The sequence below is a fragment of the Paraburkholderia sp. SARCC-3016 genome, assembly GCF_031119615.1.
In the GTDB taxonomy this organism is placed as follows: Bacteria; Pseudomonadota; Gammaproteobacteria; order Burkholderiales; family Burkholderiaceae; genus Paraburkholderia.
In genome coordinates this window covers 193556-218071 of sequence record NZ_JAVHZD010000001.1, presented here as the reverse complement: position 1 = coordinate 218071, position 24516 = coordinate 193556, and the positions used below count along the sequence as shown (strand labels likewise).

At 64.0% G+C, this 24516-nt stretch carries 21 protein-coding genes; 10 read left to right on the top strand and 11 right to left on the bottom strand.

The features are described from left to right. Window positions 1-86: 86 nt before the first annotated feature. Window positions 87-1301 (top strand): cyclopropane-fatty-acyl-phospholipid synthase family protein, encoded by a 1215-nt coding sequence (locus tag QYH69_RS00950; protein ID WP_075155903.1) that lies wholly within the window; start codon window positions 87-89, stop codon window positions 1299-1301. 136 nt (window positions 1302-1437) lie between these two features. Beyond that, complete coding sequence (locus QYH69_RS00945; protein WP_374992324.1) at window positions 1438-2835, top strand: DUF72 domain-containing protein; 1398 nt, start codon at window positions 1438-1440, stop codon at window positions 2833-2835. 60 nt (window positions 2836-2895) lie between these two features. Here QYH69_RS00945 and msrA read toward each other — a convergent pair whose 3' ends face one another. After that, window positions 2896-3450 carry a peptide-methionine (S)-S-oxide reductase MsrA gene (msrA, locus tag QYH69_RS00940; RefSeq protein WP_308830058.1) on the bottom strand — a complete coding sequence of 185 codons (555 nt, stop codon included), beginning with the start codon at window positions 3448-3450 and terminating at the stop codon, window positions 2896-2898. A gap of 235 nt (window positions 3451-3685) precedes the next feature. Between msrA and QYH69_RS00935 the strand changes: the two genes are divergently transcribed. Beyond that, the gene (locus QYH69_RS00935; protein ID WP_308830057.1) at window positions 3686-4195 is read left to right on the top strand and encodes a flavin reductase family protein; all 510 of its coding nucleotides are present in this window, start codon (window positions 3686-3688) and stop codon (window positions 4193-4195) included. A gap of 22 nt (window positions 4196-4217) precedes the next feature. Here the strand turns inward: QYH69_RS00935 and QYH69_RS00930 are convergent, their stop codons facing one another. Further along, window positions 4218-4709 (bottom strand): Lrp/AsnC family transcriptional regulator, encoded by a 492-nt coding sequence (locus tag QYH69_RS00930; RefSeq protein ID WP_075155900.1) that lies wholly within the window; start codon window positions 4707-4709, stop codon window positions 4218-4220. A 106-nt stretch (window positions 4710-4815) separates the two neighbouring features. On the opposite strand from QYH69_RS00930, the gene kynB reads away from it, so the two are divergent. The 7 genes from kynB to QYH69_RS00895 all read left to right on the top strand — a co-directional run bounded on the left by kynB (window position 4816) and on the right by QYH69_RS00895 (window position 13668). Next, complete coding sequence (gene kynB / locus QYH69_RS00925; protein ID WP_308830056.1) at window positions 4816-5502, top strand: arylformamidase; 687 nt, start codon at window positions 4816-4818, stop codon at window positions 5500-5502. A 48-nt stretch (window positions 5503-5550) separates the two neighbouring features. Next, on the top strand, window positions 5551-6801 hold the full coding sequence (kynU, locus tag QYH69_RS00920) for a kynureninase (RefSeq protein ID WP_308830055.1): 1251 nt from the start codon (window positions 5551-5553) through the stop codon (window positions 6799-6801). A 64-nt stretch (window positions 6802-6865) separates the two neighbouring features. Further along, on the top strand, window positions 6866-7834 hold the full coding sequence (gene kynA, locus QYH69_RS00915) for a tryptophan 2,3-dioxygenase (protein WP_308830054.1): 969 nt from the start codon (window positions 6866-6868) through the stop codon (window positions 7832-7834). Between the two features lie 318 nt (window positions 7835-8152). Next, window positions 8153-9562: a D-arabinitol 4-dehydrogenase gene (dalD, locus tag QYH69_RS00910; RefSeq protein WP_308830053.1), complete on the top strand. Its 1410-nt coding sequence runs from the start codon at window positions 8153-8155 to the stop codon at window positions 9560-9562. Window positions 9563-9660: 98 nt separating this feature from the next. Beyond that, window positions 9661-11148 carry a xylulokinase gene (xylB, locus tag QYH69_RS00905; RefSeq protein WP_308830052.1) on the top strand — a complete coding sequence of 496 codons (1488 nt, stop codon included), beginning with the start codon at window positions 9661-9663 and terminating at the stop codon, window positions 11146-11148. Window positions 11149-11197: 49 nt separating this feature from the next. Continuing rightward, entirely contained in the window at window positions 11198-12178 is a 981-nt protein-coding gene (locus QYH69_RS00900; protein WP_308830051.1) for a sugar-binding transcriptional regulator, read from the top strand. Between the two features lie 200 nt (window positions 12179-12378). Next, window positions 12379-13668, top strand: a complete 1290-nt coding sequence (locus QYH69_RS00895) for a styrene monooxygenase/indole monooxygenase family protein (protein WP_308830050.1) — start codon at window positions 12379-12381, stop codon at window positions 13666-13668. Here QYH69_RS00895 and QYH69_RS00890 read toward each other — a convergent pair. The 9 genes from QYH69_RS00890 to oxlT all read right to left on the bottom strand — a co-directional run bounded on the left by QYH69_RS00890 (window position 13629) and on the right by oxlT (window position 24484). Beyond that, a complete protein-coding gene (locus tag QYH69_RS00890) occupies window positions 13629-14561 on the bottom strand; it encodes an amidohydrolase family protein (RefSeq protein ID WP_308830049.1) in 933 nt (310 codons plus the stop codon). The genes QYH69_RS00895 and QYH69_RS00890 overlap by 40 nt on opposite strands. A 147-nt stretch (window positions 14562-14708) precedes the next feature. Next, window positions 14709-14966: a hypothetical protein gene (locus QYH69_RS00885; protein WP_075155891.1), complete on the bottom strand. Its 258-nt coding sequence runs from the start codon at window positions 14964-14966 to the stop codon at window positions 14709-14711. A 158-nt stretch (window positions 14967-15124) separates the two neighbouring features. Further along, window positions 15125-16537 carry an NAD(P)(+) transhydrogenase (Re/Si-specific) subunit beta gene (locus QYH69_RS00880; RefSeq protein WP_308830048.1) on the bottom strand — a complete coding sequence of 471 codons (1413 nt, stop codon included), beginning with the start codon at window positions 16535-16537 and terminating at the stop codon, window positions 15125-15127. Between the two features lie 10 nt (window positions 16538-16547). Beyond that, entirely contained in the window at window positions 16548-18149 is a 1602-nt protein-coding gene (locus QYH69_RS00875) for a Re/Si-specific NAD(P)(+) transhydrogenase subunit alpha (RefSeq protein WP_308830047.1), read from the bottom strand. Window positions 18150-18400: 251 nt separating this feature from the next. Next, complete coding sequence (locus QYH69_RS00870) at window positions 18401-18832, bottom strand: PAS domain S-box protein (RefSeq protein WP_075155888.1); 432 nt, start codon at window positions 18830-18832, stop codon at window positions 18401-18403. Between the two features lie 185 nt (window positions 18833-19017). Next, complete coding sequence (gene frc, locus QYH69_RS00865; RefSeq protein WP_308830046.1) at window positions 19018-20271, bottom strand: formyl-CoA transferase; 1254 nt, start codon at window positions 20269-20271, stop codon at window positions 19018-19020. Between the two features lie 24 nt (window positions 20272-20295). After that, on the bottom strand, window positions 20296-22041 hold the full coding sequence (oxc, locus tag QYH69_RS00860) for an oxalyl-CoA decarboxylase (protein WP_075155886.1): 1746 nt from the start codon (window positions 22039-22041) through the stop codon (window positions 20296-20298). A gap of 392 nt (window positions 22042-22433) precedes the next feature. Next, window positions 22434-23183 (bottom strand): GntR family transcriptional regulator, encoded by a 750-nt coding sequence (locus QYH69_RS00855; RefSeq protein ID WP_308830045.1) that lies wholly within the window; start codon window positions 23181-23183, stop codon window positions 22434-22436. Then, on the bottom strand, window positions 23183-24484 hold the full coding sequence (oxlT, locus tag QYH69_RS00850) for an oxalate/formate MFS antiporter (RefSeq protein ID WP_308830044.1): 1302 nt from the start codon (window positions 24482-24484) through the stop codon (window positions 23183-23185). The genes QYH69_RS00855 and oxlT overlap by 1 nt, the downstream gene beginning before the upstream one ends. Window positions 24485-24516 lie beyond the last annotated feature (32 nt).

Sequence of the window (24516 nt, the reverse complement as noted above, 5' to 3'; positions counted from 1 at the left end):
CACGGCCGCGCAAGTTGCACGGCATCCCGCAGGCGTTGGCCGATTCGGCAGGCTTTGCTTTGATTCATAGGATACGGAGAGATCGCATGTTCTGGGAAAAGAAGCTCGCGCAGTGGGTCGACGAAGTGCGGACAACATCCAACCTGCCCGCCCGTCTCGTGCTTTGGGACGGACAGAAACACGACTTCGGCCAGTTCACCGAGCCGCAGGTGACGTTGAAAGTGAATAGCGCGTCGGCCATGCCGCTGCTGCTCGATCCAAGCCTCGACAATCTCGGCGAGGCCTATGTGAAAGGCAAGATCGACATCGAGGGCAAGCTTTCGGACGTCATCGACATCGGCTATTCGCTTGCGCGCAGCACGGTCACGAATACGAGCAAGCTCGCGCGCGTGACGCGCTACTTCAATCATACGAAGTCGTCGGACAAGAAGGCGATCCAGTACCACTACGACGTATCGAACGAGTTCTACAAGCTGTGGCTCGACGAGAACATGGTGTACTCGTGCGCGTACTTCGAGAACGGCGACGAAGACCTCGGCACCGCGCAGCTGAAGAAGATCGACCACATCCTGCGCAAGATCCAGGTGCAGCCGGGCCAGCGGCTGCTCGATATCGGCTGTGGCTGGGGCGCGCTCGTGCTGCGCGCGGCGCAAAAGTTCGGCGCGCAGTGCGTGGGCGTCACGCTGTCGCAGAACCAGTTCGATCTCGCGACCGAGCGCGTGAAGGCCGCGGGCCTCTCGGACAAGATCGAAATTCGCCTGCAAGACTATCGCGATGTCGAAGGACAATTCGACCGCATCACGAGCGTCGGCATGTTCGAGCACGTCGGGCGCAAAAATCTGCCCGCCTACTTCAAAAAGATCCACGATCTGCTCGTCGAAGACGGTGTCGCGATGAATCACGGCATCACCTCGAGCGATGCGGACAGTGGCGAGACGTCGTTGGGCGGCGGCGAATTTATCGACCGCTACGTATTCCCGGATGGCGAACTGCCGCATATCGGCCTCGTGCTCGAATCGATGCAGCGCGGCGGCATCGAAGCGATCGACATCGAAAGCCTGCGCCGCCACTACGCGCGCACGCTCGATATCTGGACCGAGAACTTCGAGGCGAAAGCGGCCGAGGCGAAGAAACTCGTCGACGACGAGAAATTCCGCATCTGGCGTGTGTATCTCGCGGGCTGCTCGTATGCGTTCGAGCACGACGACGTGTCGCTTTACCAGGTGATATGCCGACGTGCGGGGCGCAGTGCGAAGACGCTGCCGTGGTCGCGCCGGTATATTTACGACACGCCGCTTTGACCGGTTGCCTTGATGTAGACCGCTTTGCAAGCGTGATGCGGTTCACGTCATGCCCGTTCATGCAACCGTGAAGCATCTGATGCGCCGGACGCGTCGTAGACGCGATCCGGCGCTTGCACAAGAGCAATAACGATCGATGGAAGAACCGGCGCGCCCCCGCGGCCACGAACGCGACGACAACGTATCTGCCGGCCAGCTCGATATGTTCGGCGCAGCGGCGGACCATGCGCCCGCTCGTGCGGAAGCGGCGGCGGCGGCAGCGGCGGCGGCGTCATCGGCTTCGGCTTCGGCTTCGGCTCGCGAGGAGTCGGCGGCGGATTCGTCGTCGCCGCGTGCAGCCGACCCTCGTCGCTCGACCCGTTCCAGCGAGAACCCCGCGCCATCGTTGTGGGGTGACGAGGCTGAAACGCCGATAGCCGAGACGGAGGGCCGTTCGAACCGCGCAAAAGCGGCTCGGCAACCCGCTTCGGCAGAACCGAGGAAGCCCCGCGCCAAAGGCGTACTCGCCGCCGAACCCAATGCCGAAACAATCGCCATCGCCGCCGGACTACCGCCTTATGTGCATCTCGGCACATCGACATGGTCGTTTCCGGGCTGGCGCGGCATCGTCTATGGCGACGACTACAGCAACAGCAAGCTGTCGCGCGACGGCCTGACCGCATACGGCGCGCATCCGCTGCTACGCACGGTCAGCATCGACCGTTCGTTTTACACGCCGCTCACGCTCGCCGAATACCTGCGCTATGCGCAACAGGTGCCCGAGCACTTCCGCTTTATCGTGAAAGCGCCCGCGCTCGTCACCGACGCGACCGTGCGCGCCGAACGCGGTGAGCCCGTATCGCCGAACCCATGTTTTCTGAACGCGCAGCTTGCAACCGATGAATTCGTGCGGCCGTGCATCGACGGTCTCGGCGCGAAAGCCGGCGCGCTCGTGTTCCAGTTCTCGCCGCTACCGGATGCGATGCTCGCGCAGCCGGCGGAACTGATCGAGCGGCTTGCCGCATTTTTTGCCGCGCTGCCGGTGCTGCCCGAAGGCGGTTGCTATGCAGTCGAAATCCGCGACGCATGCCTGCTGACGCCGCGCTTTATCCGCATGCTGAAAGCGGCGGGCGTCCGCTATTGCGTCGGCTTGCACGCGCGAATGCCGGACACGCTGCGGCAGGCGGCCGCGCTCGCGCTGCTCGATGAAATGCCGGCCGGCCCGCTGATCGTGCGCTGGAGCCTGCACAGCGGCTTCAAGTACGAACAGGCGAAGGCCAAATACGACCCGTTCGACAAACTCGTCGACGAAGACCCGGCCACGCGCACGGCGCTCGCCGAACTCGCGGCGCGCTACGCGACCGCGGGCCAGCCGGTGCTGATCGCGGTAAACAACAAGGCGGAGGGTTCGGCGCCGCTGAGCTGCATCGAGCTCGGGCGCGAAATCGCAGCCGCATGTGTGCGGCTGCGAGAAGAAAGAACAGCGGAAAGAACAGCGGAAAGAACAGCGCAAAACACCGCGGAAAGCGCTGCGCCGGCCACCGCCGGCGCGTGATGCAACAACGCGGGATCAACGCAGCACGCGCGCCTCGAAACGACGCGCGCCCGCTTGCACTTACACGCGGCTGCTCTTGATCCGGTGCACGAACTTCTGCCGGAATTTCGCGACTTTCGGCGCGACGACAAACGAGCAATAACCCTGATTCGGATGCTGTGCGAAATAGTTCTGATGATAGGCCTCGGCCGGCCAGTAATTGCCGTCTAACGGCAGCACCTGCGTGACGAGCTGGCCGTCGTAAATGCCTTCCGCGCCGATCTGGCGAATCGTCTGCAACGCGGTATCGCGCTGCGCATCGGAGTGCGTAAAAATCACCGACCGGTACTGCGTACCGACATCGTTACCCTGGCGGTTCAACTGCGTCGGATCGTGAATCGCAAAGAAAATATCCAGAACCTCGCGATAACTGATCTTCGACGGATCGAACTCGACCTTCACGACTTCCGCGTGGCCCGTATCGCCGTCGCACACCTGTTCGTACGACGGATGGTCGACGTGGCCGCCCGCGTAACCGGACTCCACCGAGACGACGCCGTCGACGTCGAGATAGACCGCTTCGAGACACCAGAAACATCCGCCGCCTAGCGTGGCGGTTTCGACTGACTGACTCATGCTGCTCGCTCCTTGATCGAATTCTGTCTTGCCACTGATGCACCAACTGTTCCACACACGCAATCCGCCGCACGAAAGCTTGCCACGCAATCGTAGGGCCTTGGCGGGAGGCCGCGCGATTCCGCTAAAATTGGGCCAATTCGCCGAAAATCTACATGACCTTCAATCCAGTTTTTTCCATTCACGCGGAACACACCGCTCGCGAGGCGCAAACACCGCGGGAGTTCCCGAACCGATGAAACGCGCCGTGCCGCCCAATTTCGACGCCGCCGCGTTTCGCAGCGCATTAGGCGAATTCGCCACCGGCGTCACCGTCGTCACGACTCGCGCGCCAACAGGCGCGCTCATCGGCATTACCGCCAGCTCGTTCAACTCGGTCTCGTTGTCGCCGCCGCTCGTGCTCTGGAGTCTGGCCACGCGCTCGGCGTCGATGCCAGTGTTCCGCACGAATAGCCATTATGTCGTCAATGTGCTCGCCGCATCGCAACTGGATCTGTGCAAACGCTTCGCGACGCTAAAGGGCGATCGGTTCGAGGGTGTCTCGCATGCGGCCGGCGATAGCGGCATGCCGGTGCTGGACGGCGCGCTGGCGTGGTTCGAGTGCCATAACCGCAGCCGTTATGAAGAAGGCGACCATGTGATTTTCGTCGGCGAGGTGGAACGCTGCGGCGTGCGCGACGATTCGCGGCAGGCGGGACCGCTCGTGTTCCAGAACGGCGAATTCCATACGCTCAAGCCGCTGTAAGTGCGCGACGGCGCCGCTCGCGCTAGGTCTTCACGCCCGGCAGCAGGCTGACCGGCACGCCTGAATCTTCTTTTAGCGTCTGCAGCACGATATTCGAGCGGATATCGAGCACGCCCGGCGCCTTGTAAAGGCGCGTCAGCACGAAATCCGAATAGTGTTTGAGATGATGCGCGAGCACGTGCAGTAAATAATGCGTCTCGCCCGTCACGACGAACGCGCCGATCACCTCGGGCCATTCGCGCACCGCTTCCGCGAAACGCTCGTGCCAGTTTTCCTGCTCGTTGCGCATGGACACCTGCACGAAAGCTTCGAGTTCGAAGCCGAGCACTTCGCGATTGAGGCACGCGCGATAGCGTTCGATGACGCCCTGTTCTTCGAGCAGGCGCAAACGCCGCAAACAGGCAGACGGCGACAGCGATATCCGCTCCGCCAGATCGAGATTGCTGATTCGTCCTTCGTGCTGAAGCACCGTCAAGATACGGCAATCGGTGGCGTCGAGCGAGATCGCGTTCATTTTCGGTCTCCCTTTCCCGTCCTTGCCAAATTATGTTCCAAACAAGCGGAAATAACGAGTTTTTTTCGCAACCCTATTTCGTGCGGGCCAGCCTATCATCAAGATCATGGATACGACAGCAAAAAAACTCCGTGGCAGCCGCGCATTGTGGGACATCACGCCTGCTGTCGATGTGACCACGCCCGTCTGGCCCGGCGACACGCCGGTCGGCATCGAACGGGTCTGGCGCATGGAAGCAGGTTCGCCCGTCAACGTCGCACGGCTGACGCTGTCGCCGCATACCGGCGCGCATACCGATGCGCCGCTGCACTACGACCCCGAAGGCGCGGCAATCGGCGAGGTTCCGCTTGATGCGTATCTCGGTCCGTGTCGCGTGATCCAGTGCATCGGCGCGGCGCCGCTCGTCACGCCGGAACACGTTCAGGCGGCGCTCGGCGACGTCCCGGCCCGCGTGTTGCTGCGTACTTATGCGCACGCGCCGCTGCACGAATGGGACAGTGCGTTCTGCGCGGTTGCACCGGCGACGATCGATCTGCTGGCCGCGCATGGCGTCAGGTTGATCGGCATCGACACCCCGTCGCTCGATCCGCAAGACTCCAGAACGATGGACGCGCACTTGCGCGTGCGCGCACACGGCATGGCGATTCTCGAAGGCATCGTGCTCGACGATGTCGAAGCGGGCGACTACGAGCTGATTGCGCTGCCGCTCAAATTGACGACGCTCGATGCGAGTCCGGTACGTGCCGTGCTGCGTGCGCTGAACCGCGCATCGCGCCGGAACCCGCATGACTGACGAACCGGTTGCCCATCGATGCGACCGACCGTGACGGACGGATCCACAATGAATACCCGAGACGAAGCCGTAGCCCTCGACGCCACCGATCCGCTCGCGCCCCTGCGCGCGCAGTTTGCGCTCGCCGCCGACACGATCTATCTGAACGGCAATTCGCTTGGCGTGCCGCCCGCGGCCGCCGCGCAGCGCGCGCAGGTCGTGATCGCGGCCGAATGGGGCGAAGGACTCGTGCGCAGCTGGAACACGGCGGGCTGGTTTGCGCTCGCGAAGCGCCTTGGCAACAAGCTTGCGCCGCTGGTCGGCGCCGCGCACAACGAAATCGTCGTCACCGATTCGATTTCGGTGAACCTGTTCAAGCTGCTGTCGGCCACCTTGCGTTTTCAGCAGCAACGCGATCCGACACGGCGCGTGATCGTCGCCGAGCGCGGCGACTTCCCGAACGATCTGTATATCGCGCAAGGCCTCGTCGCGCAGTTCGATGGCGCGTACGAGCTGCGTCTGATCGACGATCCGTCCGAACTGGCAGCCGCGCTGCAACCGGACACCGCGGTCGCGATGCTGACTCACGTCAACTACCGCAGCGGCTATATGCACGATATGGCCGGGATCACGCAACTGATTCACCAGAAAGGCGCGCTCGCGCTCTGGGACCTCGCGCATTCGGCCGGCGCGGTACCGCTCGATCTGAACGGCGTCGGCGCGGACTGCGCGGTCGGCTGCACGTACAAGTACCTGAACGGCGGTCCCGGTTCGCCCGCGTTCGTCTGGGTGCCGCACCGGTATCAGAATGTCTTCGCACAGCCGCTCTCCGGCTGGTGGGGACACCGCACGCCGTTCGCGATGAACCCGGTTTTCGAACCCGAGGACGGCATCGGCCGCTTTCTGAGCGGCACGCAGCCGATCGTCTCGATGGCGCTCGTCGAATGCGGCCTCGACGTGTTCCTGCAAACGGACATGCGCGAGATTCGCCGCAAATCGCTGGCGTTGACCGACCTCTTTATCGAACTCGTCGAAGCGCGCTGCGATGAGTTTCCGTTGCGTCTGATCACGCCGCGCGAGCATGCGCAGCGCGGTTCGCAGGCGAGCTTCGCGCATCCGAACGGCTATGAAGTGATGCAGGCGCTGATCGCGCGCGGCGTGATCGGCGATTATCGCGAGCCGCAAGTGCTGCGCTTCGGCTGCACGCCGCTCTACACACGCTACGTCGATGTATGGGACGCAGTCGAGACGCTGCGCGACGTGCTCGCGAACGAAACCTGGCGGGCCGCGGAATTCGCCCAGCGCACCGCGGTGACGTGAACGGGCAGGTAGCGCAGCGAGGCAAATCAAGCGGCAAGTCCAGGCGGCAGTCAAGGAGCATACGATGGTCACCGACCCGATGAAGCTGCAGGACGACGAGCGCCCGCGCGAGCCGCACGTGCAGCCCGGTCCGCATGCACAGCGTAGTCCGCATGCGCCGCATATGGCTGCAGGCGACGGCAACGATAACGGCAACCGCACCGGCGAGGACGCCGGCCGGGAGGCCGACAAAGCCGGCGATGCGCCCAGATCGATGACCTATTCGGACTACCTGTCGCTCGATACGCTGCTGTCCGCGCAGCACCCGCTGTCGCCCGACTCCAACGAGATGCTGTTCATCATCCAGCATCAGACAAGCGAGCTATGGCTCAAGCTCGCGCTCCACGAACTGCGCGGCGCGCTCGCCGCCGTGCATCGCGACGAGCTGCCGCGCGCGTTCAAGATGCTGGCGCGCGTGTCGCGCATCTTCGAGCAGCTCGTTCAGGCGTGGGACGTACTGGCAACGCTGACGCCTTCCGAATACACGTCGATGCGGCCGTACCTCGGCGGTTCGTCGGGGTTTCAGTCGTTCCAGTATCGCGAACTCGAATTTCTGCTCGGCAACAAGCACGGGGAAATGCTGACGCTTCATACGCAACGGCCCGAAGCGATGAAAGCGATTCGCGCCTTGCTCGACGCGCCGTCCTTCTACGACGAGGTGGTGCGCCTGCTTGCGCGGCGCGGCCTCGCGATCGCGCCGGAACGTCTCGCGCGCGACTGGACGAAGCCGACCGAATACGACGCGAGCGTCGAGGCCGCGTGGCTGGAGGTGTATCGCAATCCGTCCCGGCACTGGGATCTATACGAAATGGCCGAAGAACTGGTCGACCTCGAAGATGAGTTTCGCCAGTGGCGCTTCCGGCATGTGACGACGGTCGAGCGAATCATCGGCCTCAAACAGGGCACGGGCGGAACACCGGGTGTGCCGTACCTGCGCAAGATGCTCGACGTCGTGCTGTTTCCCGAACTGTGGCACGTTCGCACCGTGCTTTAGCCCCACGCAGGCCTGCCTCTCTGCGCATTCATGCCGCACTGCCGCACGAAAACCTCGTCGCGCCGCCTTGACTTTCGTCGCAGCGGATACGATCATAAGTTCACAAACTGAGCAAATGCTCCGCGTGCGCGCTGGTTTGCGAATGCGTTTACCGGTTCGGCTATCGGTCCGTTTGCGCGTCCGCTCCATCGGGCGCGTAACGCATGGCTCATTCGCGCACTGACCGGCCTTCGCAGCACCGGCAACACATACAGCACGAAATCGACGCGGGCCGCGCCCACCCACGGCCACGCGCAGAAAAGACTTAGGAGACACATCATGAACAGCGTCCCGAGCGGCAGCGGCGCGAATGCGCACGTGATCCTGCATATCGGCGCAGGCTCGTTTCATCGCGCGCACCAGGCGTGGTATCTGCACCGGCTCAACGAAGCGCGCGTCGAAGGCGAGCCGCACTGGTCGCTTTCCGTCGGCAATATCCGCAGCGACATGAATGCCGTGATGGACGCGCTGGCTGTGCAAAACGGCGTCTATACGCTCGAGACCGTCACGCCGCAAGGCGAGCGCGCCTACGAGGCGATCCACTCGATCACGCGCGTGCTGCCGTGGTCGGCCGATCTCGAAGCGCTCATCGAGGCGGGTGCCGATCCGGCATGCAAGATCATCTCGTTCACCGTCACCGAAGGCGGCTATTACCTCGACGAACACGATCACCTCGATACGGCGAACCCCGACCTCGCAGCCGATCTGAACGGCGCACGCACGACCATCTACGGCGCGCTCGCCGCGATCCTCGACGCGCGCATGCAGCGCGACGCCGGTCCGGTCACGCTGCAGACCTGCGATAACCTGCGCAGCAACGGCCACCGCTTCCACGCGGGGATGACCGCGTTTCTCGACCGGCGCGGCGCGACCGCGCTGCGCGCGTGGTTCGATGCGAACACCGCGAGCCCGAGTTCGATGGTCGACCGCATCACGCCGCGGCCGACGCCCGATGTGCGCGAGCGCGTGCGCGCGGCGACCGGCATCGACGATGCGTGCCCGGTGATGGGCGAATCGTTTATCCAGTGGGTCATCGAAGACCGGTTTTGCGCGGGGCGCCCCGCGTGGGAAAAAGTCGGCGCGGAACTGGTCGACTCGGTCGTGCCTTATGAAGAGGCGAAAATCCGCATCCTGAACGCGACGCATAGCTGCATCGCGTGGGCCGGCACGCTGATCGGCTTGCGCTATATCCACGAAGGCACGATCGACCGCGAGATCCAGCAGTTCGCGTACGACTATGTGACGCAAGACGTGATTCCATGTCTCACGCCGAGCCCGATCGACCTCGGACGCTATCGCGATGTCGTGCTCGAGCGCTTCAGCAATCCGTTTATCGAGGACACGAACCAGCGCGTCGCGGCCGACGGCTTTTCGAAGATTCCCGGCTTTATCGCGCCGACGCTTTCCGAAACCTTCGCGCGCGGCAAGACACCGGCCGCGACCGCGATGCTGCCCGCGCTGTTCTTCCGCTTTCTCGACCGCTGGCAGCAAGGCAAGCTGCCGTACACATACCAGGACGGCGTGATGGATGAAAAGGTCGCGCGCGGTTTCTTCGCGGCGGCCGACCCGCTCAAGGCGTATTGCGCGGACCGGCTGCTGTGGGGCCGCATGGCGCAGACGCCGCAGCTCGAGAATACGGTGCGCGCGGCGCTTGCGCGTGTCGATGCATGGCTCGAGAAACGCGTTTGAGAGCACGTTCAAGGACGCGTTTAAGGTCTAACGCGCATGGCATCGGCCGCCGCATGCGGCTAAAGTAGCGCATCTTTATCGACGAAGGTACCGCGCACATGTATCTCGGCATCGATCTCGGCACGTCCGAAGTAAAAGTCCTGCTGCTCGCGTCCGACGGACGCGTGATCGGCACCGCGGGCTCACCGTTTACTGTGTCGCGCCCTCATCCGCGTTGGTCCGAGCAGAATCCGGTCGACTGGTGGGAAGGCACGCGCGCCGCGCTCTTCGCGCTGCGCGAGCGGCACCCCGGCGAATTCGCGCAGATTCGCGGCATTGGCCTGTCGGGCCAGATGCACGGCGCCGTGCTGCTCGATGCGCAAGACCGCGTACTGCGGCCGGCGATTCTATGGAACGACATGCGCAGCGTCGAAGAGTGCGCGGAGCTGACCGAGTGCGCGCCCGAACTGCATCGTGTGGCCGGCAATCTCGCCATGCCGGGCTTCACCGCGCCGAAGCTGCTGTGGGTCGCGCGGCACGAGCCCGAGATTTTCAGGCAGACCGCGTGCGTGCTGCTGCCGAAAGACTACTTGCGTCTGCAACTGACGGGCGGCAAGGTGTCCGATCCATCGGATGCGGCCGGCACGTTGTGGCTCGATGTTGCGAAGCGCGACTGGTCCGATTCGTTGCTCGCCGCGTGCCATCTTTCGCGCGCGCACATGCCGGCTCTCGCGGAAGGCAGCGCGCCGTCGGGCATGTTGAAGCCCGAACTTGCGCGCGAGTTCGGCTTGCGCGAACCGGTCGTCGTGGCGGCCGGCGGCGGCGACAACGCGACGAGCGCGATCGGCATCGGCGCGACGCAACCGGGCGACGGTTTCGTGTCGCTCGGCACGTCGGGCGTGCTGTGCGTGATCGGCGACAGCTTCCGGCCAAACCCCGAGTCGGCCGTGCATGCGTTCTGTCATGCGATTCCGCATCGCTGGCATCAGATGAGCGTCGTGCTGTCGGCAGCAAGCTGCCTGCGCTGGGTCTGCAAGCTGACCGGCACGAACGAGACCTCGCTGCTGCCCGAAATCGAAGCGCTGCCCGAAGAAGCGCTCACGCATGCGCCGATCTTTCTGCCGTATCTGTCGGGCGAACGCACGCCGCATAACGACCCGTACGCGCAAGGCGTGTTCTTCGGCATGACGCATGCGACCGATCGCGCGCTGCTCGGTTACGCGGTGCTCGAAGGCGTCACGCTCGCATTGACCGACGGGCTCGACGCGTTGAAAGCGGCCGGCACCGAAGCGAACGCGTTGTCGCTGCTCGGCGGCGGCGCGCGCAGCAACTACTGGGGCCAACTGCTCGCCGACGCGCTCAATACGAATACGCGCAAACATGGCGGCGGCGAAACGGGCGCAGCGCTGGGCGCGGCCCGTCTTGGCTGGCTCGCGGCCGGCGGCGACCCCGCGCAGGTGCTGACCAAACCGCCTGTCGAAATCGAGTTCACGCCGAATCCGCGGCGGCATGCGGTGCTGCGCCGGCGCCTCGAGCATTACCGCGCGCTGTACCGGCAACTGAAACCGCTGTTCGCGCAAACGGCAACGAGCGACCCGCAAGCATGACGTTCCGTTCGAATCGCTTGTCAGGCTGAAGCCTTCGCATCCATTCATCGTGCCCAAGTCCAGCGAAAAACTCGATCTCGCGACGCGTGCCGCCTGGCTCTACTACGTGGCCGGCAACACGCAGAACGAAATCGCCGAGAAGTTGCAGGTGTCGCGGCCCGTCGCGCAGCGGCTCGTCGCGTTCGCGGTCGAGAAGAACCTGATTCGCGTGCGCGTCGATCATCAGCTCGCCGAGTGCCTCGCGCTCGCCGATGAGCTATCGAAACGCTACGGGCTGTCGATGTGCGAAGTCGTGCCCGTCGACAACGACACGCAGGAAGAAATCGACCGCAAGCTCGCGGTCGCCGGCGCGCAGGTCATGGAGCGGTTTCTCGGCGAGGAAAGGCCGATGGTCGTCGCGGTCAGCAGCGGGCGAACGCTGAAGGCCGTGGTCGACCAGGTCGCGCAACTCGAGCGGCCGCAGCATCGGCTCGTGTCGATGGTCGGCGCGATCGCGCACGACGGCTCGTCGAATCGTTACGACGTCGCGCTTCACATCTCGGAAAAGACCGGCGGCAAATACTTTTTGTTGCCTGCGCCGCTGATCGCCGATAGCGAAGCGGAACGCGCGCAGTGGTGCAATCACCGGCTGTATCGAATCGTCGAATCGCTTTCGGGCGACGCGGATGTCGCATTCGTCGGCATCGGCAATATCGGGCCGCAGTGTCCGCTGTACGAAGACGGGTTCATCACATCCGATGAAGTCGCCGAGTTGATGCAGGTCGGCGCGGTCGCCGAACTGCACGGCTTGCCGATTTCGGCGGACGGCGCGCGTATCGAGTCGCCTACCGAACGGCGCGTAACCAGTATTCGCCCTGTTTCCCCGCCGAAGCGGCCCACGATCGGCTTCGCCTGCGGCGAACGCAAGCGCACGGCCATCATTGCGGCGCTCAAGGGCGGCTGGCTCTCCGGGCTCGTGACCGACGAGACCTGCGCGCGCGCCGCGCTCGACGAGGCGGTCGATGCCGGGGTCCAGGAAACCGCGCGTTAGTCTTTCTTCTGCCGCCGCCGGCCGCCTGCTGGATGCCGGATCCGTGCTTGCCGCACGCTCCCGAGGGCATGCGCGGCCGTTCAGCGTTCCTCATAACATCGCCGCGGGTTCGCTGTCCCGTCGATGCTTTCGTATCGTCTGTATCGCCGATGCCCCATTGTTAGGTAGCTTCGAACGCTGACTAACGGAGGAGAAGTCGAATGCATCGAATCGCGATTGTGGGCGCGGGCCAGGCGGGCTTGCCGCTCGCCTTCGGACTGCTCGACAAGGGCTATGAGGTCACCGTCGTATCGGATCGCACGCCGGATCAGATTCGCGGCGGCAATGTGCTGTCCTCGCAATGCATGTTCGGCGCGGCGCTTCAGATCGAGCGCGATCTGGGCATCAACGATTGGGACGCGACGTGTCCGCCGGTCGACGGCATTTCGTTCTCGCTGCAAAGCCCCGATCCGGGCGGCGGTCCGTTGATCGACTGGAAGGCGCGGCTCGATCGGCCGGCACAGTCGGTCGATCAGCGTATCAAGATGTCCGCGTGGCTCACGCAGCTCGAATCGCGCGGTGCGCGCGTGCTGATCCAGAAAGCCGGCGTTGCGGAGCTCGAAGCGCTGGTCGATACGCATGATCTCGTGATCGTGTCCGCCGGCAAGGGCGATGTCGTGCAACTGTTCGAACGCGATGCATCGCGTTCGACGTTCGATGCGCCGCAGAGAGTGCTTTCGCTGACCTATGTGCACGGGCTCACGGAGGCGGACGACTACTCGCGGGTCTCGTTCAACGTCATTCCGTCGGTCGGGGAGTATTTCGTGATGCCGGCGCTCACGCTAAGCGGACCGTGCCACATCATGTTCTTCGAAGGCATTCCGCAGGGGCCCTTCGATATGAGGCGCGACGCGCTCACGCCGGGCGAACACCTCGATGCGGCCAAACAGCTGCTGCGCACCTGGCTGCCGCGGGAGGCCGACCGCGCGAAGCGCGCGGAACTGACCGACGCGCGCGGCATCCTGAGCGGCGCGTTTGCGCCTGTCGTGCGCAAGCCGGTGCTGCAATTGCCATCGGGGCGCCACGTCTTCGGGCTTGGCGACGCGGTCGCGCTCAACGATCCGATTTCGGGTCAAGGCTCGAGCAGCGCCACGCACGCGAGCAAGGTTTGTCTCGACGCGATTCTCGCGCATGGCGATGCGCCGTTCACACGCGACTGGATGGAGCAAACCTTCGAACGCTACTGGACGTACGCGCAGGCCGTCACGCAATGGACCAATTCGCTGCTGGTGCCGCCGCCGCAGTATCGTTTGCGCCTGCTCGATGCAGCGGTGCGCTCACCGGCGATTGCGAGCGCGATCGTGAACGGCTTCGATCATCCGCCGTCGTTCTTCCCGTGGTGGTCGGATGCGGACGCATGCGAACGGTTTATCGCGCAACAGCAGGACAGCGTGCACAACGCGCCTGACGCTCAGCAGGACGGCATGAACCAGCGGTTCGCGACGCCGTAGAACATCTCGTCGGCTTCGCTCGCCGAGAACGCGCGGACCATCGCGGCGTAGCGTCGATAGACCTCGGCGAACCCGACAGAAAGCCCCGCGATCGGCATATGGCTGCCGAACATGCAGCGCGACACGCCGATCGTTTCGATCGTCGTCGCTACCCATCGCGCTGCTTCGTCCACCTGCCATTGCATGCCGAACAGACATTCGAGCGCGGAAATGTCCATCCGCACGTTATCGCATGCGGCCAGTTCGGTCAGGCTTCGCTTCCATTGCGCGAAGCCTGCGTCCGAAAGATCGAGCGGCCAGCCCATCAAGGCGGACGTGAAGCCGATGTCGGGATTCGCGCGCACGATTTCGATGACGTCGGGCAATTGATGCGCGAATGCATATAACCCGCATTTCAGGTTATAGCGCTTTAGCAAAGCGAGCCGTTCGCGCCATGCCGGGTCGCGCATCACGTGCGGATGCGTCGAAAAACGCCTGAGCGGGTTCGTGTCGTCCCAGATCACATGCTCGCGAACCGCGGTCAGGTTCGGCAGGCTCGCGTACTGGTCGAGCTTCGATTCGAGTTCGGGGTCGAGGAATTCGACAAGCGCGCACAACGCGATACGCAGCCCCGAGCGCTCGCTCTCGTTGGCGAGCTGTTGCGCCCACGCGGCTTCCTTGTGGGCGTCGGTCGAAAGAAACTCGTGCCAGACCGCGCCTTCGGCGCGATAGCCGCCGCCCGCGCCCGCGACATCCGCGAGATAGTCGGCCGGCAGATAGCGGCGCGGCAGCGCATCGTAATTGCCGACGAATGCTTCGAACCCCGGATCGCGGCGTTCGAAGAACGGATGCCGGTTTTGCGTGTGATCGAAGAAATGGAGGTGCGAATCGATGATTCTCTGCGGGATGGTCATGGCGCGGGCCCGTCGGTAGCGCTGCCCGCACAGGCACAGCACATCGAAAAGCTTAGTCACTCATGAGCCCGCGTCCAAGGCAATCGCCCACACTATTCGCGCGGCTCGCGCATGCACACGGGCACACGCGAAGCGCGCCCGCGATCGTCACATCGCGCCGCTTGCCGCGACCTTCGCGCCCGATGCGATTGCCTGCAACGCCGCGCTGCGTGCGCTTTCGATCGCCGCGGCCTCGCTCGCATAGAGCGTGTCGCTCTCGACGCGCTGATACGGCAGGATCTCGGCATCTTCAGCGGTCTGCGTCGACATCGTGCGCACCGCTGCGTACGCGGTCCAGCCGCCGTTCTGAATCGACTGCATCGCCGACAGTACGAGTTGATATCGTCCAAGCGTTTCGATGTGCATGATCATCTCCAGTCAAAAGGGGCCTGTTTGCGAAGCGGATAAGGATTCCGAGTGCCCGGCCTTATCCGCTCCATTACGCGTGTTCGACTTCACGTGCCCGGGTTCATGTGTCCGGCTTCATGTGTCCAGCTTCATGTGTCCAGCTTCATGTGCCGCCTTCAGGCGCTCAACTGCGCGAGCAGTGCCTCGACGCTGCGCTTCGCGTCGCCGAACAGCATCCGCGTGTTCTCCTTGTAGAAGAGCGGATTGTCGACGCCCGCATAGCCGCTCGCCATGCTGCGTTTCGACACGATCACGGTGTTCGCCTTCCACACCTCGAGCACCGGCATGCCGGCAATCGGACTGCCCGCATCCTCGAGCGCCGCCGGATTCACGATGTCGTTCGCGCCGATCACGAGCACGACGTCGGTGCTCTTGAAGTCGTCGTTGATCTCGTCCATTTCGAGCACGATGTCGTACGGCACCTTCGCCTCCGCGAGCAGCACGTTCATGTGGCCAGGCAAGCGGCCGGCGACCGGGTGAATGCCGAAGCGCACTTTCACGCCCTTGTCGCGCAGCTTGCGCGTGATCTCGCTGATCGTCGTTTGCGCCTGCGCCACCGCCATGCCGTAGCCGGGCACGATCACGACTTCCGTCGCATCGCGCAACAGCGCGCCGACTTCATCGACCGAGACGGGCACGACTTCGCCTTCGATTGCCGCGGCCGTCGTCGACACGGTGCCGAAGCCGCCGAAAATCACCGATACGAACTTGCGGTTCATCGCGCGGCACATGATGTAGCTCAGAATCGCGCCGCTCGATCCGACGAGTGCGCCGGTCACGATCAGCAGATCGTTGCTGAGCATGAAGCCCGTCGCCGCCGCCGCCCAACCCGAGTAGCTGTTGAGCATCGACACGACGACCGGCATGTCCGCGCCGCCGATCGCCATCACGAGATGCACGCCGATCAGCGCGGCGATCGCGGTCATCGTCAGCAGCGGTCCGATGCCTTGCGCAGGCTGCGGCGCCGTCAGGAACAGATAGCCGAGCGCCACGCAGGCCAGTATGCCCACGATGTTGAGCAGATGCCGCATCGGCAGAATCAGCGGCTTGCCGCCGATCGTGCCTTGCAGCTTCAGGAACGCGACGATCGATCCGGTGAACGTCACGGCGCCGATAAACACGCCGAGATAGATTTCGACGTCGTGGATCGATTGCCCGGCGCCGCTGAAGGTCGCCGCGCTCTCCGCAGCCGGCGACAGATAACTTGCGATCGCGACGAGCACCGCGGCGAGGCCGACGAAGCTGTGCAAGGCCGCGACGAGTTGCGGCATTTGCGTCATCTCGACGCGCCGCGCGAGCACCGCGCCGCCCGCGACGCCGATCGCCATCAGTGCGACCACGACGGGCAGCGCGGCGCCACCCGACAGCCATAGCGTCGTGACGATCGCGATCGCCATGCCGGCCACGCCATACAGATTGCCGCGCCGTGCGGACGCCGGGTGGCTCAGGCCGCGCAAGCTCAGGATAAAGAGCGCGCTTGCGGCCAGATAGGCCATGCTGCCGATTCCGCTGCTTGTTCCGATTTGCATGTCGGTCTCCTTATTCGCCGCGCTGGAACATGTTCAGCATGCGTTGGGTCACGAGGAACCCGCCCGCGATATTGATCGTGGCGATCAGCAGCGCGAGACCCGCAAGCACGACGACGAGCGAGTTCGGCGTGCCGACTTGCAGCAGCGCGCCGATCACGATAATCCCGCTGATCGCATTGGTGACGCTCATGAGCGGCGTATGGAGCGCCGGCGTCACGTTCCACACCACCTGGTAGCCGACGAAAATCGCCAGCACGAACACGGTGAAGTGCGCCACGAATGCAGGCGGCGCGACCGCGCCCAGGGCGACGATCAGCACGGCGGCGACGATCAGGCCGGCGATGCCGAGCGTCGCGGCGCGGCGCCGTTGTTCCCCGGTCACCGCGGCGCCCGCACCGTGGCCCGCCGGCTTCGGCTGCTGCGCCGCTGCATTGGCCGCCGCAGCAGGCGCGGGCGCCGGCGCCGCGCGCTTCGGCGTCGGCCATTTGTTGTCGCCGTGGCGAATCACGGTCATGCCGGCGATCACTTCGTCATCGAGGTTGACGACGATCTCGCCGTTCTTTTCCGGCGTCATGTCGGTGAGCAGATGCCGCAGGTTCGTGCCGTACAGCTGGCTCGATTGCGTCGCCATCCGCGATGGCAGATCGGTGTAGCCGATCACCGTCACGCCTTCGGCCTGCGCCGTCACGCCGGGCTGCGTGAATTCGCAATTGCCGCCCTGCTCGGCCGCGAGATCGACGATCACGCTGCCGTAGCGCATGCTGCGCACCATGTCCTTCGTAATGAGCTTCGGGGCGGGCTTGCCCGGAATCAGCGCGGTCGTCACGATCACGTCGACTTCCTTCGCCTGCGCGGCGAACAGCGCCATTTCCGCTTCGATAAACGCGGCGCTCATTTCCTTCGCGTAGCCGCCGGTCCCGCTGCCGTCTTCCTCGTAGTCGAGCTCGAGGAATTCGGCGCCCATGCTCTCGACCTGCTGCCGCACTTCCGGCCGCGTGTCGAAGGCGCGCACGATCGCGCCGAGACTGCGTGCTGCGCCGATTGCGGCCAGCCCCGCGACGCCGGCGCCGATCACCATCACTTTCGCCGGCGCGATCTTGCCGGCCGCCGTGATCTGCCCCATGAAGCCGCGGCCGAACTGATGCGCAGCTTCGATGATGGCGCGATAGCCGGCCATATTCGCCATCGAGCTCAGCGCGTCGATCTTCTGTGCACGCGAAATGCGCGGCACGCAATCCATCGCGAGCACGGTGACGTTGCGCGCGCACAGCCGCTCGAGCAGCTCCGGATTCTGCGCGGGCCAGATAAAGCTGATCAGCGTCGTGCCTTCGCGCAGCAGCGCGATCTCATCGACACCGCCCGCGGCCTCGGGCAACGGCGCGCGCACCTTCAGGACGATGTCGGCCGCTGCGTGCAGCGCCGTTGCGTTTTCGGCGATCTGCGCGCCGGCTGCGCGATACGAATCGTCGGAAAACGCAGCGAGTTCGCCGGCGCCTGTTTCGACCGTAACGTTAAAACCGAGCTTCGACAGATGCCCGATCACCTCCGGCGTCAATGCGACTCGACGCTCGCCCGGATAGCGCTCCCGCGGTACTCCAATCATCATCGGCATGGCAATGCTCCCAATCGACGTTTCAAATCCTGTTCTGCGGCGCGCGGAATGCCGCGCGATCGCACGCATCGCGCGCGCAGCCGCTCGCGCCTTGCGACGGCGTCGTGCCTTCGCAAGGTCCGAAATCCTGTTGTCAAATGGTCGGTCAGCCGCCGAGGTACGGTCGTTCGGCGGTCTTTCGGGTGCGGCCCGTATGCCGGGCCGCGCAGTGGTCCATCGGGGGCAATGGACCGTGCTTCGCTGCTAGCGCATCAGGCGCCTGCTTTTGCCTCCAGCTCGGCCACGCGCTTCTTCAGCGCACGGTCTTCGGCGAAGCGGACGCTTTCGTCGCGGATAATCGCAACGATGCCGCTCACCGCGCCATCGGGCGCATGCAATAGGGCAACCGTAAACGCGATCGACATCGCGCGTCCTGCCTTGTCGACAGCCGGCACTTTCAGCAGATCGTGGCCGTAGCGGGTCTGCCCGGTTGCCATCGTCTTGCTGTAGCCCTCCCAGTGGCGGCCGCGCAGCCGCTCGGGAATGATCAGATCGAGCGACTTGCCCAGCGCTTCTTCCTGCGTGAAGCCGAACATGCGCTCGGCTGCGGGGTTCCATAGCGTGATCGCGCCATCCGGACCGGAGACGATGACGGCGTCGCCGATTGCATTGACCAGCTGTTCAAAATCGATGGTGGGGGCCATAGTCTGTCGTCCGGGGCTGTGGGCGATGCCCGCGTTGCGAGCACGATGTCCCAGTGTCTCTCGTTCATTGTTCGGCCGCCGCCCCGGTTTTTCTGCTTCCGATGCAAAAAGGAACGGCGGCCGTTTGCTACGTACTGCGGGTTACCTGCTGCGTATTACCAGCATGCGTGTTACCGATGCGGCGTTCAAACCGCACGCGCTTCGCGCATCGATGCGATCTGGTCATTGCTATAGCCGAGCTCCGCCAGCACTTCGTCGGTATGCTCGCCAAGCAGCGGCGACCCCGTGATCTCGGGCTTCAGATCCGAGAACTTGATCGGGCTGCCGACCGTCAGGTACTTGCCGCGCACCTTGTGGTCCACTTCCACGATCGAGCCGCTCGCGCGCAGCGATTCGTCGTTCGCGAGTTCCTTCATCGTCAGCACCGGCGCGCACGGAATATCGAACTTGCGCAGGATGTCGACTGCCTCGAACTTCGTCTTGTCGGCGAGCCACCCTTCGATCGTCGCGAAGATATCGAAGATGTGCGGCTGACGCGCTTCGGCCGTCTTGTAGTCCGGATCGTCGATCCATTCCGGCTTGCCGATCGCGCGGCAGATCGGCTCCCACGCGTGGCCCTGAACCGTGAAGTAGATGTACGCGTTCGGATCGGTTTCCCAGCCCTTGCACTTCAACACCCAGCCCGGCTGGCCGCCGCCGCCCGCGTTGCCGCCGCGCGGCACCACGTCGCTGAACGTGCCGTGCGGGTACTGCGGATACTCTTCGAGGTAGCCGAGGCGATCGAGACGCTGCTGGTCGCGCAACTTCACACGGCACAGGTTCAGCACGCTGTCCTGCATCGACACGGCCACCTTCTGGCCCTTGCCCGTCTGCTGGCGGCCGATGATCGCGGTCAGAATGCCGATCGCGAGGTGCATGCCGGTGTTGCTGTCGCCGAGCGCTGCGGCGCTGACCGTCGGCGGGCCGTCCCAGAAGCCGGTCGTCGAAGCGGCGCCGCCTGCGCACTGCGCGACGTTTTCATAGACCTTCAGGTCCTGGTAGTGGTGGCCGTCGCTGAAGCCCTTCACCGACGCGACGATCATCTTCGGATTCAGTTCGTTGATGCGCTCCCACGAGAAACCCATCCGGTCGAGCGCGCCCGGGCCGAAGTTTTCGACCAGCACGTCCGATTCCTTGATCAGCTTTTCCAGCACTTCCTTGCCCGCTGCCGTCTTCGTATCGAGCGTCAACGAGCGCTTGTTGCTGTTGAGCATCGTGAAGTACAGCGCGTCGGCATCGGGAATATCGCGCAGCTGGTTGCGCGTGACGTCGCCCGAGCCCGGACGCTCGACCTTGATCACGTCCGCGCCGAACCACGCAAGCAACTGCGTGCACGCCGGACCGGCCTGAACGTGCGTAAAGTCGATGATCTTGATTCCTTCCAGGGGTTTGTTACTCATTCGTCTTCTCCAGTGGGCCGGGGCTTACTTCTTCACGCCGCTTTGCGGGTTAAGGTTGGTCAATCGGCCGCTTTCGGTACCGGCCGCTTCGTCGATCACTGCGTTGATCAGGGTGGGCTTGCCCGACTTGATCGCTTCCTGCAGTGCCTTGGTCAACTCTTCGGGCGTCGTCGCGTTGAAGCCGACACCGCCGAATGCTTCGATCATCTTGTCGTAACGCGCGCCCTTCACGAACACGGTCGGCGCGACGTCCTTGCCGCCGGTCGGGTTCACGTCGGTGCCCTTGTAGACGCCGTTGTTGTTGAACACGATCGTGCAGACCGGCAGGTCGTAACGGCAGATCGTTTCGAGTTCCATGCCGCTGAAACCGAACGCGCTATCGCCTTCGATCGCGACCACTTGCGTGCCGCTCGTCACGGCCGCGCCGATCGCGAAGCCCATGCCGATGCCCATGATGCCCCACGTGCCCGAATCGAAACGGCGCCGCGGTTCGTACATGTCGATCACGGCCCGCGCGTAGTCGAGCGTGTTCGCGCCTTCGTTGACGACGTTGATGTCGGGACGCGTCTTCAGCACGTCGCGGATCGCGCGCAGCGCGCTGTGGAAGCTCATCGGCGACGGATTCTTTGCCAGCGTCGCGGCCATCTTTTCGAGGTTCTTGTTCTTCTTCTCGGTGACGGCGGAGATCCACTCCGACGGCGGCTTCGGGAAGCTCGTGCCCATGCCGGCGACGAGTTCCGAGACGCACGAACCGATGTCGCCGATCAGCGGCGCTTCGATGGCGACGTTGCTGTCGATTTCGGTCGGCGCGATGTCGATCTGCACGAAGCGCTTCGGTGCGGCGCCCCAGGTCTTGCCCTTGCCGTGCGCGAGCAGCCAGTTCAGACGCGCGCCGATCAGCACGACGCAGTCCGACTCCTGCAGCACGAACGAGCGCGCGGCCGACGCCGATTGCTCATGCGTGTCGGGCAGCAGGCCCTTGGCCATCGACATCGGCAGATACGGAATGCCGCTCTTCTCGACCAGCTCGCGAATCTGCTTGTCGGCCTGCGCGTACGCAGCGCCCTTGCCGAGCAGAATCAGCGGACGCTTCGCGCCCTTGATCACGTCGAGCGCGCGCTTGACCGAGTCCGGGGCCGGCAGTTGACGCGGCGCGGCGTCGACGACCTTGATCAGCGACTGCTTCGCCTTCACGGCGTCGATCGTTTGGGCCAGCAGCTTGGCCGGCAGGTCCAGATAGACGCCGCCCGGACGGCCCGACACGGCTGCGCGAATCGCGCGCGCCACGCCAACGCCGATGTCTTCGGCATGCAGCACGCGGTACGCGGCCTTCGCATACGGCTTCGCTGCGTTCAACTGGTCCATCTCTTCGTAATCGCCTTGCTGCAGGTCGACGATCTCGCGCTCGCTCGAGCCGCTGATCAGGATCATCGGGAAGCAGTTCGTCGTCGCATTGGCCAGCGCGGTCAAGCCGTTCAGGAAGCCCGGCGCCGATACCGTCAGACAGATGCCCGGCTTTTGCGTCATATAGCCGTGAATCGCGGCCGCATTACCCGCGTTCTGCTCGTGACGGAAGCCGATGAAACGCATTCCTTCGGCCTGCGCGAGACGCGCGAGGTCGGTGATCGGAATGCCGACGAGACCGAAAATCGTATCGATGTCGTTGAGCTTCAGCGCATCGATGACAAGGTGAAAGCCGTCGGTCGTGGCGGCTTGGTCGCTCCCCTGAGCGGTCGTGGCATCAGGGCGCGCAATTTCAACAGTAGACATTCACTCATCTCCAGATCGTTATGACTGTTTAGGCCGTCGCGTCTCGTGTGTTGGCAATCGGTGCCCGAGGACCTTCGGTCGGACTCTTCGCAGCACTGTGATATACCATATATCACACACCAAGATGGATTCAATAGCTTTTTGCCCTTAGGGCGTTGGCTTTCGCAGCATGAAAGCGGTCAAATCCACCTTTCGCCGACGGTCTTCCCGTAGAAACTCCAATAATTTCAGTGGTCTGCTCCTTTCGCTGACTTTTTGTGCAGCACAACAAGACGTCTGACGATATCTGGAATGTGATATATCACATTGCCACAAACAAAGGCCCATGCGGGCCGTCCAGCGCGCCACCGACACACGCTGTGTCAATCCATTTTCGAACTTTCTATCCCGCCTCACTCGAGGAAGTCGCAATGCCCGTCCACGTATGTCGCGAGTTCGAGCGAGTGTTGCCGCGCGAGCCGTTCCGCGCCTTCGGTGTCGCGCGCTTCGAGCGCCTCGATGATCTGCATGTGATCGGTGATCGAGCGCGACGCGCGGTCGCTTTGCGAAATCGTCAGCTTGCGGATCGCGCGCACATGCGCGAACACGTTGCGAATCGTGTGCGCGATCGAATGCGACTTCGACAGCTTCACGAGCGCCTCGTGAAACGTGATGTTCGCCTCCGAGTACTCGTCGATATGCCGCGCCGGCGCCTGCTGCGCGTCGTGGAAGCGGTCGAACAGGCGCCTCAGGTCGGCGATCTCGTCGTTGCTGGCCTTCAGCGTCGCAAGGCGCGCCGCCATGCTTTCGAGCGCCGCCCACATCTGGATCATCTCGACGATCTCGCGGCGCGTCTTGCGCCGGATAAACACACCGCGCCGCGGCACCGCGCGTAGAAAACCCTCCTGCTCGAGCAGCGTCATCGCCTCGCGGATCGGCGTGCGGCTCACGCCGAGCGCTTCGGTAATCGTGCGTTCGTCGAGCCGGATCGGTTCACGCGAACCGTAAATGTCGGCTTCCGCGATCGCCTGACGCAGCTTCGCGTACGCGAGATCGCGCAGCGACGCGCCTGGATTCAGCGGCTGCAGCGAGAGCGCAAAAGGCGCCGCACGCGCCTCCGAAGAGGCCGGCGACGCCGGCAACGTCAAGGTTGCGTCGTCCATTACTCGTTGGACCCCAGTGGCGTCGGCCGGTAGGCACTACGAGCGTTGGCCGCATTAGAGCCGGCGGCATAGGCTAGCCGCTCGCTTTCCTTCGCCGAATTCTCGATCCACCGCTGCCGCATCGGCGCGAGCACGAACTTCGCCGAGACGCTGCCCGCGATCGCGATGCACGCGCAGAAGATGAACACCGTGTTCCAGCCGCCATGCTCGGACAACAGCGAGGCGACCGGCACCAGCAACGCGGCCGTGCCCTTCGCCGTGTACAGCGTGCCCGCATTGCCCGCTGCGTATTTCGCGCCGAACGTGTCCGCGCAGGTCGCCGGGAAGTTCGAGAAAATGTCGCCGTAGAACACGAAGATCAGCCCGGAGAACGCCATGAACAGGTACGGGTTGTGACCGAAGTGCATGAGTCCGAGCAGCGCGAGTCCTTCGCCGAGGAACGTGAGAAACATCGTGTTCTCGCGACCGATGCGGTCGGAGATCGCGCCGCAAATCGGCCGCGTGAAGCCGTTGCAAACGTTGTTGATCGACAGCGTGAGCGTGAGCAGCGGCAAGGTCGCGGCGAAGAACGCAATCGGCGTCTCGGCGAAGCCGTACTCCTTCGCGATCGGGCCGATCTGCGCGGTCGCGATGATGCCGCCCGTCGCGACGCAGACGAACATCGCATACAGCACCCAGAACACTGGCGCGCGGACCATTTCGCCCGTCGTATAGTCCATCTTGGTCGCGACGATGCGCTTGACATTGCGCGCGAACTCGGGCGGCTGCGGCCGCACCAGCATGGTCGCGAGCAGCAGAATCACGCCGCCTTGCAGGCAGCCGAAGAAGATCAGCGCGTGCTGGTAGCCCGAGTGCTCGATCATCGACGCGATTGGAATCACGGTCAGCGCGGCGCCCGCGCCGAAGCCGGCCGCCGTCAGGCCGGCGGCGAGACCGCGCCGGTCCGGAAACCACTTGAGCGCATTGCCGACACAGGTGCCGTACACGCAGCCTGCGCCGACGCCCGAAATCACCGCGGCGAGATAGAGCACGCCGAGGTTCGGCGCGTACGCATCGAGTATCCAGCCGAGGCCGGCGCAAATGCCGCCGCCGATCACGACGGGACGAGGCCCGAAGCGGTCGACCAGATAGCCTTCAATCGGCACGAGCCACGTTTCGGTGACGATAAAAATGGAGAAAGCGGTTTGAATCGATGCGAGGCCCCAATGATGCGCGGCATTCATCGGCTCGACGAACAGGGTCCATGCGTACTGAAGATTCGCGACGAGGCCCATGCAGACGACGCCGATCGCGAGTTGCATCCATCGGCTGGGCTGGCGGCTTGAATGGCGTT

Coding starts and splice junctions, on each gene's coding strand:
- QYH69_RS00950 (WP_075155903.1), top strand. CDS start 87: ATGTTCTGGGAAAAGAAGCTCGCGCAGTGGGTCGACGAAGTGCGGACA.
- QYH69_RS00945 (WP_374992324.1), top strand. CDS start 1,438: ATGGAAGAACCGGCGCGCCCCCGCGGCCACGAACGCGACGACAACGTA.
- msrA (WP_308830058.1), bottom strand. CDS start 3,450: ATGAGTCAGTCAGTCGAAACCGCCACGCTAGGCGGCGGATGTTTCTGG.
- QYH69_RS00935 (WP_308830057.1), top strand. CDS start 3,686: ATGAAACGCGCCGTGCCGCCCAATTTCGACGCCGCCGCGTTTCGCAGC.
- QYH69_RS00930 (WP_075155900.1), bottom strand. CDS start 4,709: ATGAACGCGATCTCGCTCGACGCCACCGATTGCCGTATCTTGACGGTG.
- kynB (WP_308830056.1), top strand. CDS start 4,816: ATGGATACGACAGCAAAAAAACTCCGTGGCAGCCGCGCATTGTGGGAC.
- kynU (WP_308830055.1), top strand. CDS start 5,551: ATGAATACCCGAGACGAAGCCGTAGCCCTCGACGCCACCGATCCGCTC.
- kynA (WP_308830054.1), top strand. CDS start 6,866: ATGGTCACCGACCCGATGAAGCTGCAGGACGACGAGCGCCCGCGCGAG.
- dalD (WP_308830053.1), top strand. CDS start 8,153: ATGAACAGCGTCCCGAGCGGCAGCGGCGCGAATGCGCACGTGATCCTG.
- xylB (WP_308830052.1), top strand. CDS start 9,661: ATGTATCTCGGCATCGATCTCGGCACGTCCGAAGTAAAAGTCCTGCTG.
- QYH69_RS00895 (WP_308830050.1), top strand. CDS start 12,379: ATGCATCGAATCGCGATTGTGGGCGCGGGCCAGGCGGGCTTGCCGCTC.
- QYH69_RS00890 (WP_308830049.1), bottom strand. CDS start 14,561: ATGACCATCCCGCAGAGAATCATCGATTCGCACCTCCATTTCTTCGAT.
- QYH69_RS00885 (WP_075155891.1), bottom strand. CDS start 14,966: ATGCACATCGAAACGCTTGGACGATATCAACTCGTACTGTCGGCGATG.
- QYH69_RS00880 (WP_308830048.1), bottom strand. CDS start 16,537: ATGCAAATCGGAACAAGCAGCGGAATCGGCAGCATGGCCTATCTGGCC.
- QYH69_RS00875 (WP_308830047.1), bottom strand. CDS start 18,149: ATGCCGATGATGATTGGAGTACCGCGGGAGCGCTATCCGGGCGAGCGT.
- QYH69_RS00870 (WP_075155888.1), bottom strand. CDS start 18,832: ATGGCCCCCACCATCGATTTTGAACAGCTGGTCAATGCAATCGGCGAC.
- frc (WP_308830046.1), bottom strand. CDS start 20,271: ATGAGTAACAAACCCCTGGAAGGAATCAAGATCATCGACTTTACGCAC.
- oxc (WP_075155886.1), bottom strand. CDS start 22,041: ATGTCTACTGTTGAAATTGCGCGCCCTGATGCCACGACCGCTCAGGGG.
- QYH69_RS00855 (WP_308830045.1), bottom strand. CDS start 23,183: ATGGACGACGCAACCTTGACGTTGCCGGCGTCGCCGGCCTCTTCGGAG.
- oxlT (WP_308830044.1), bottom strand. CDS start 24,484: ATGCAACTCGCGATCGGCGTCGTCTGCATGGGCCTCGTCGCGAATCTT.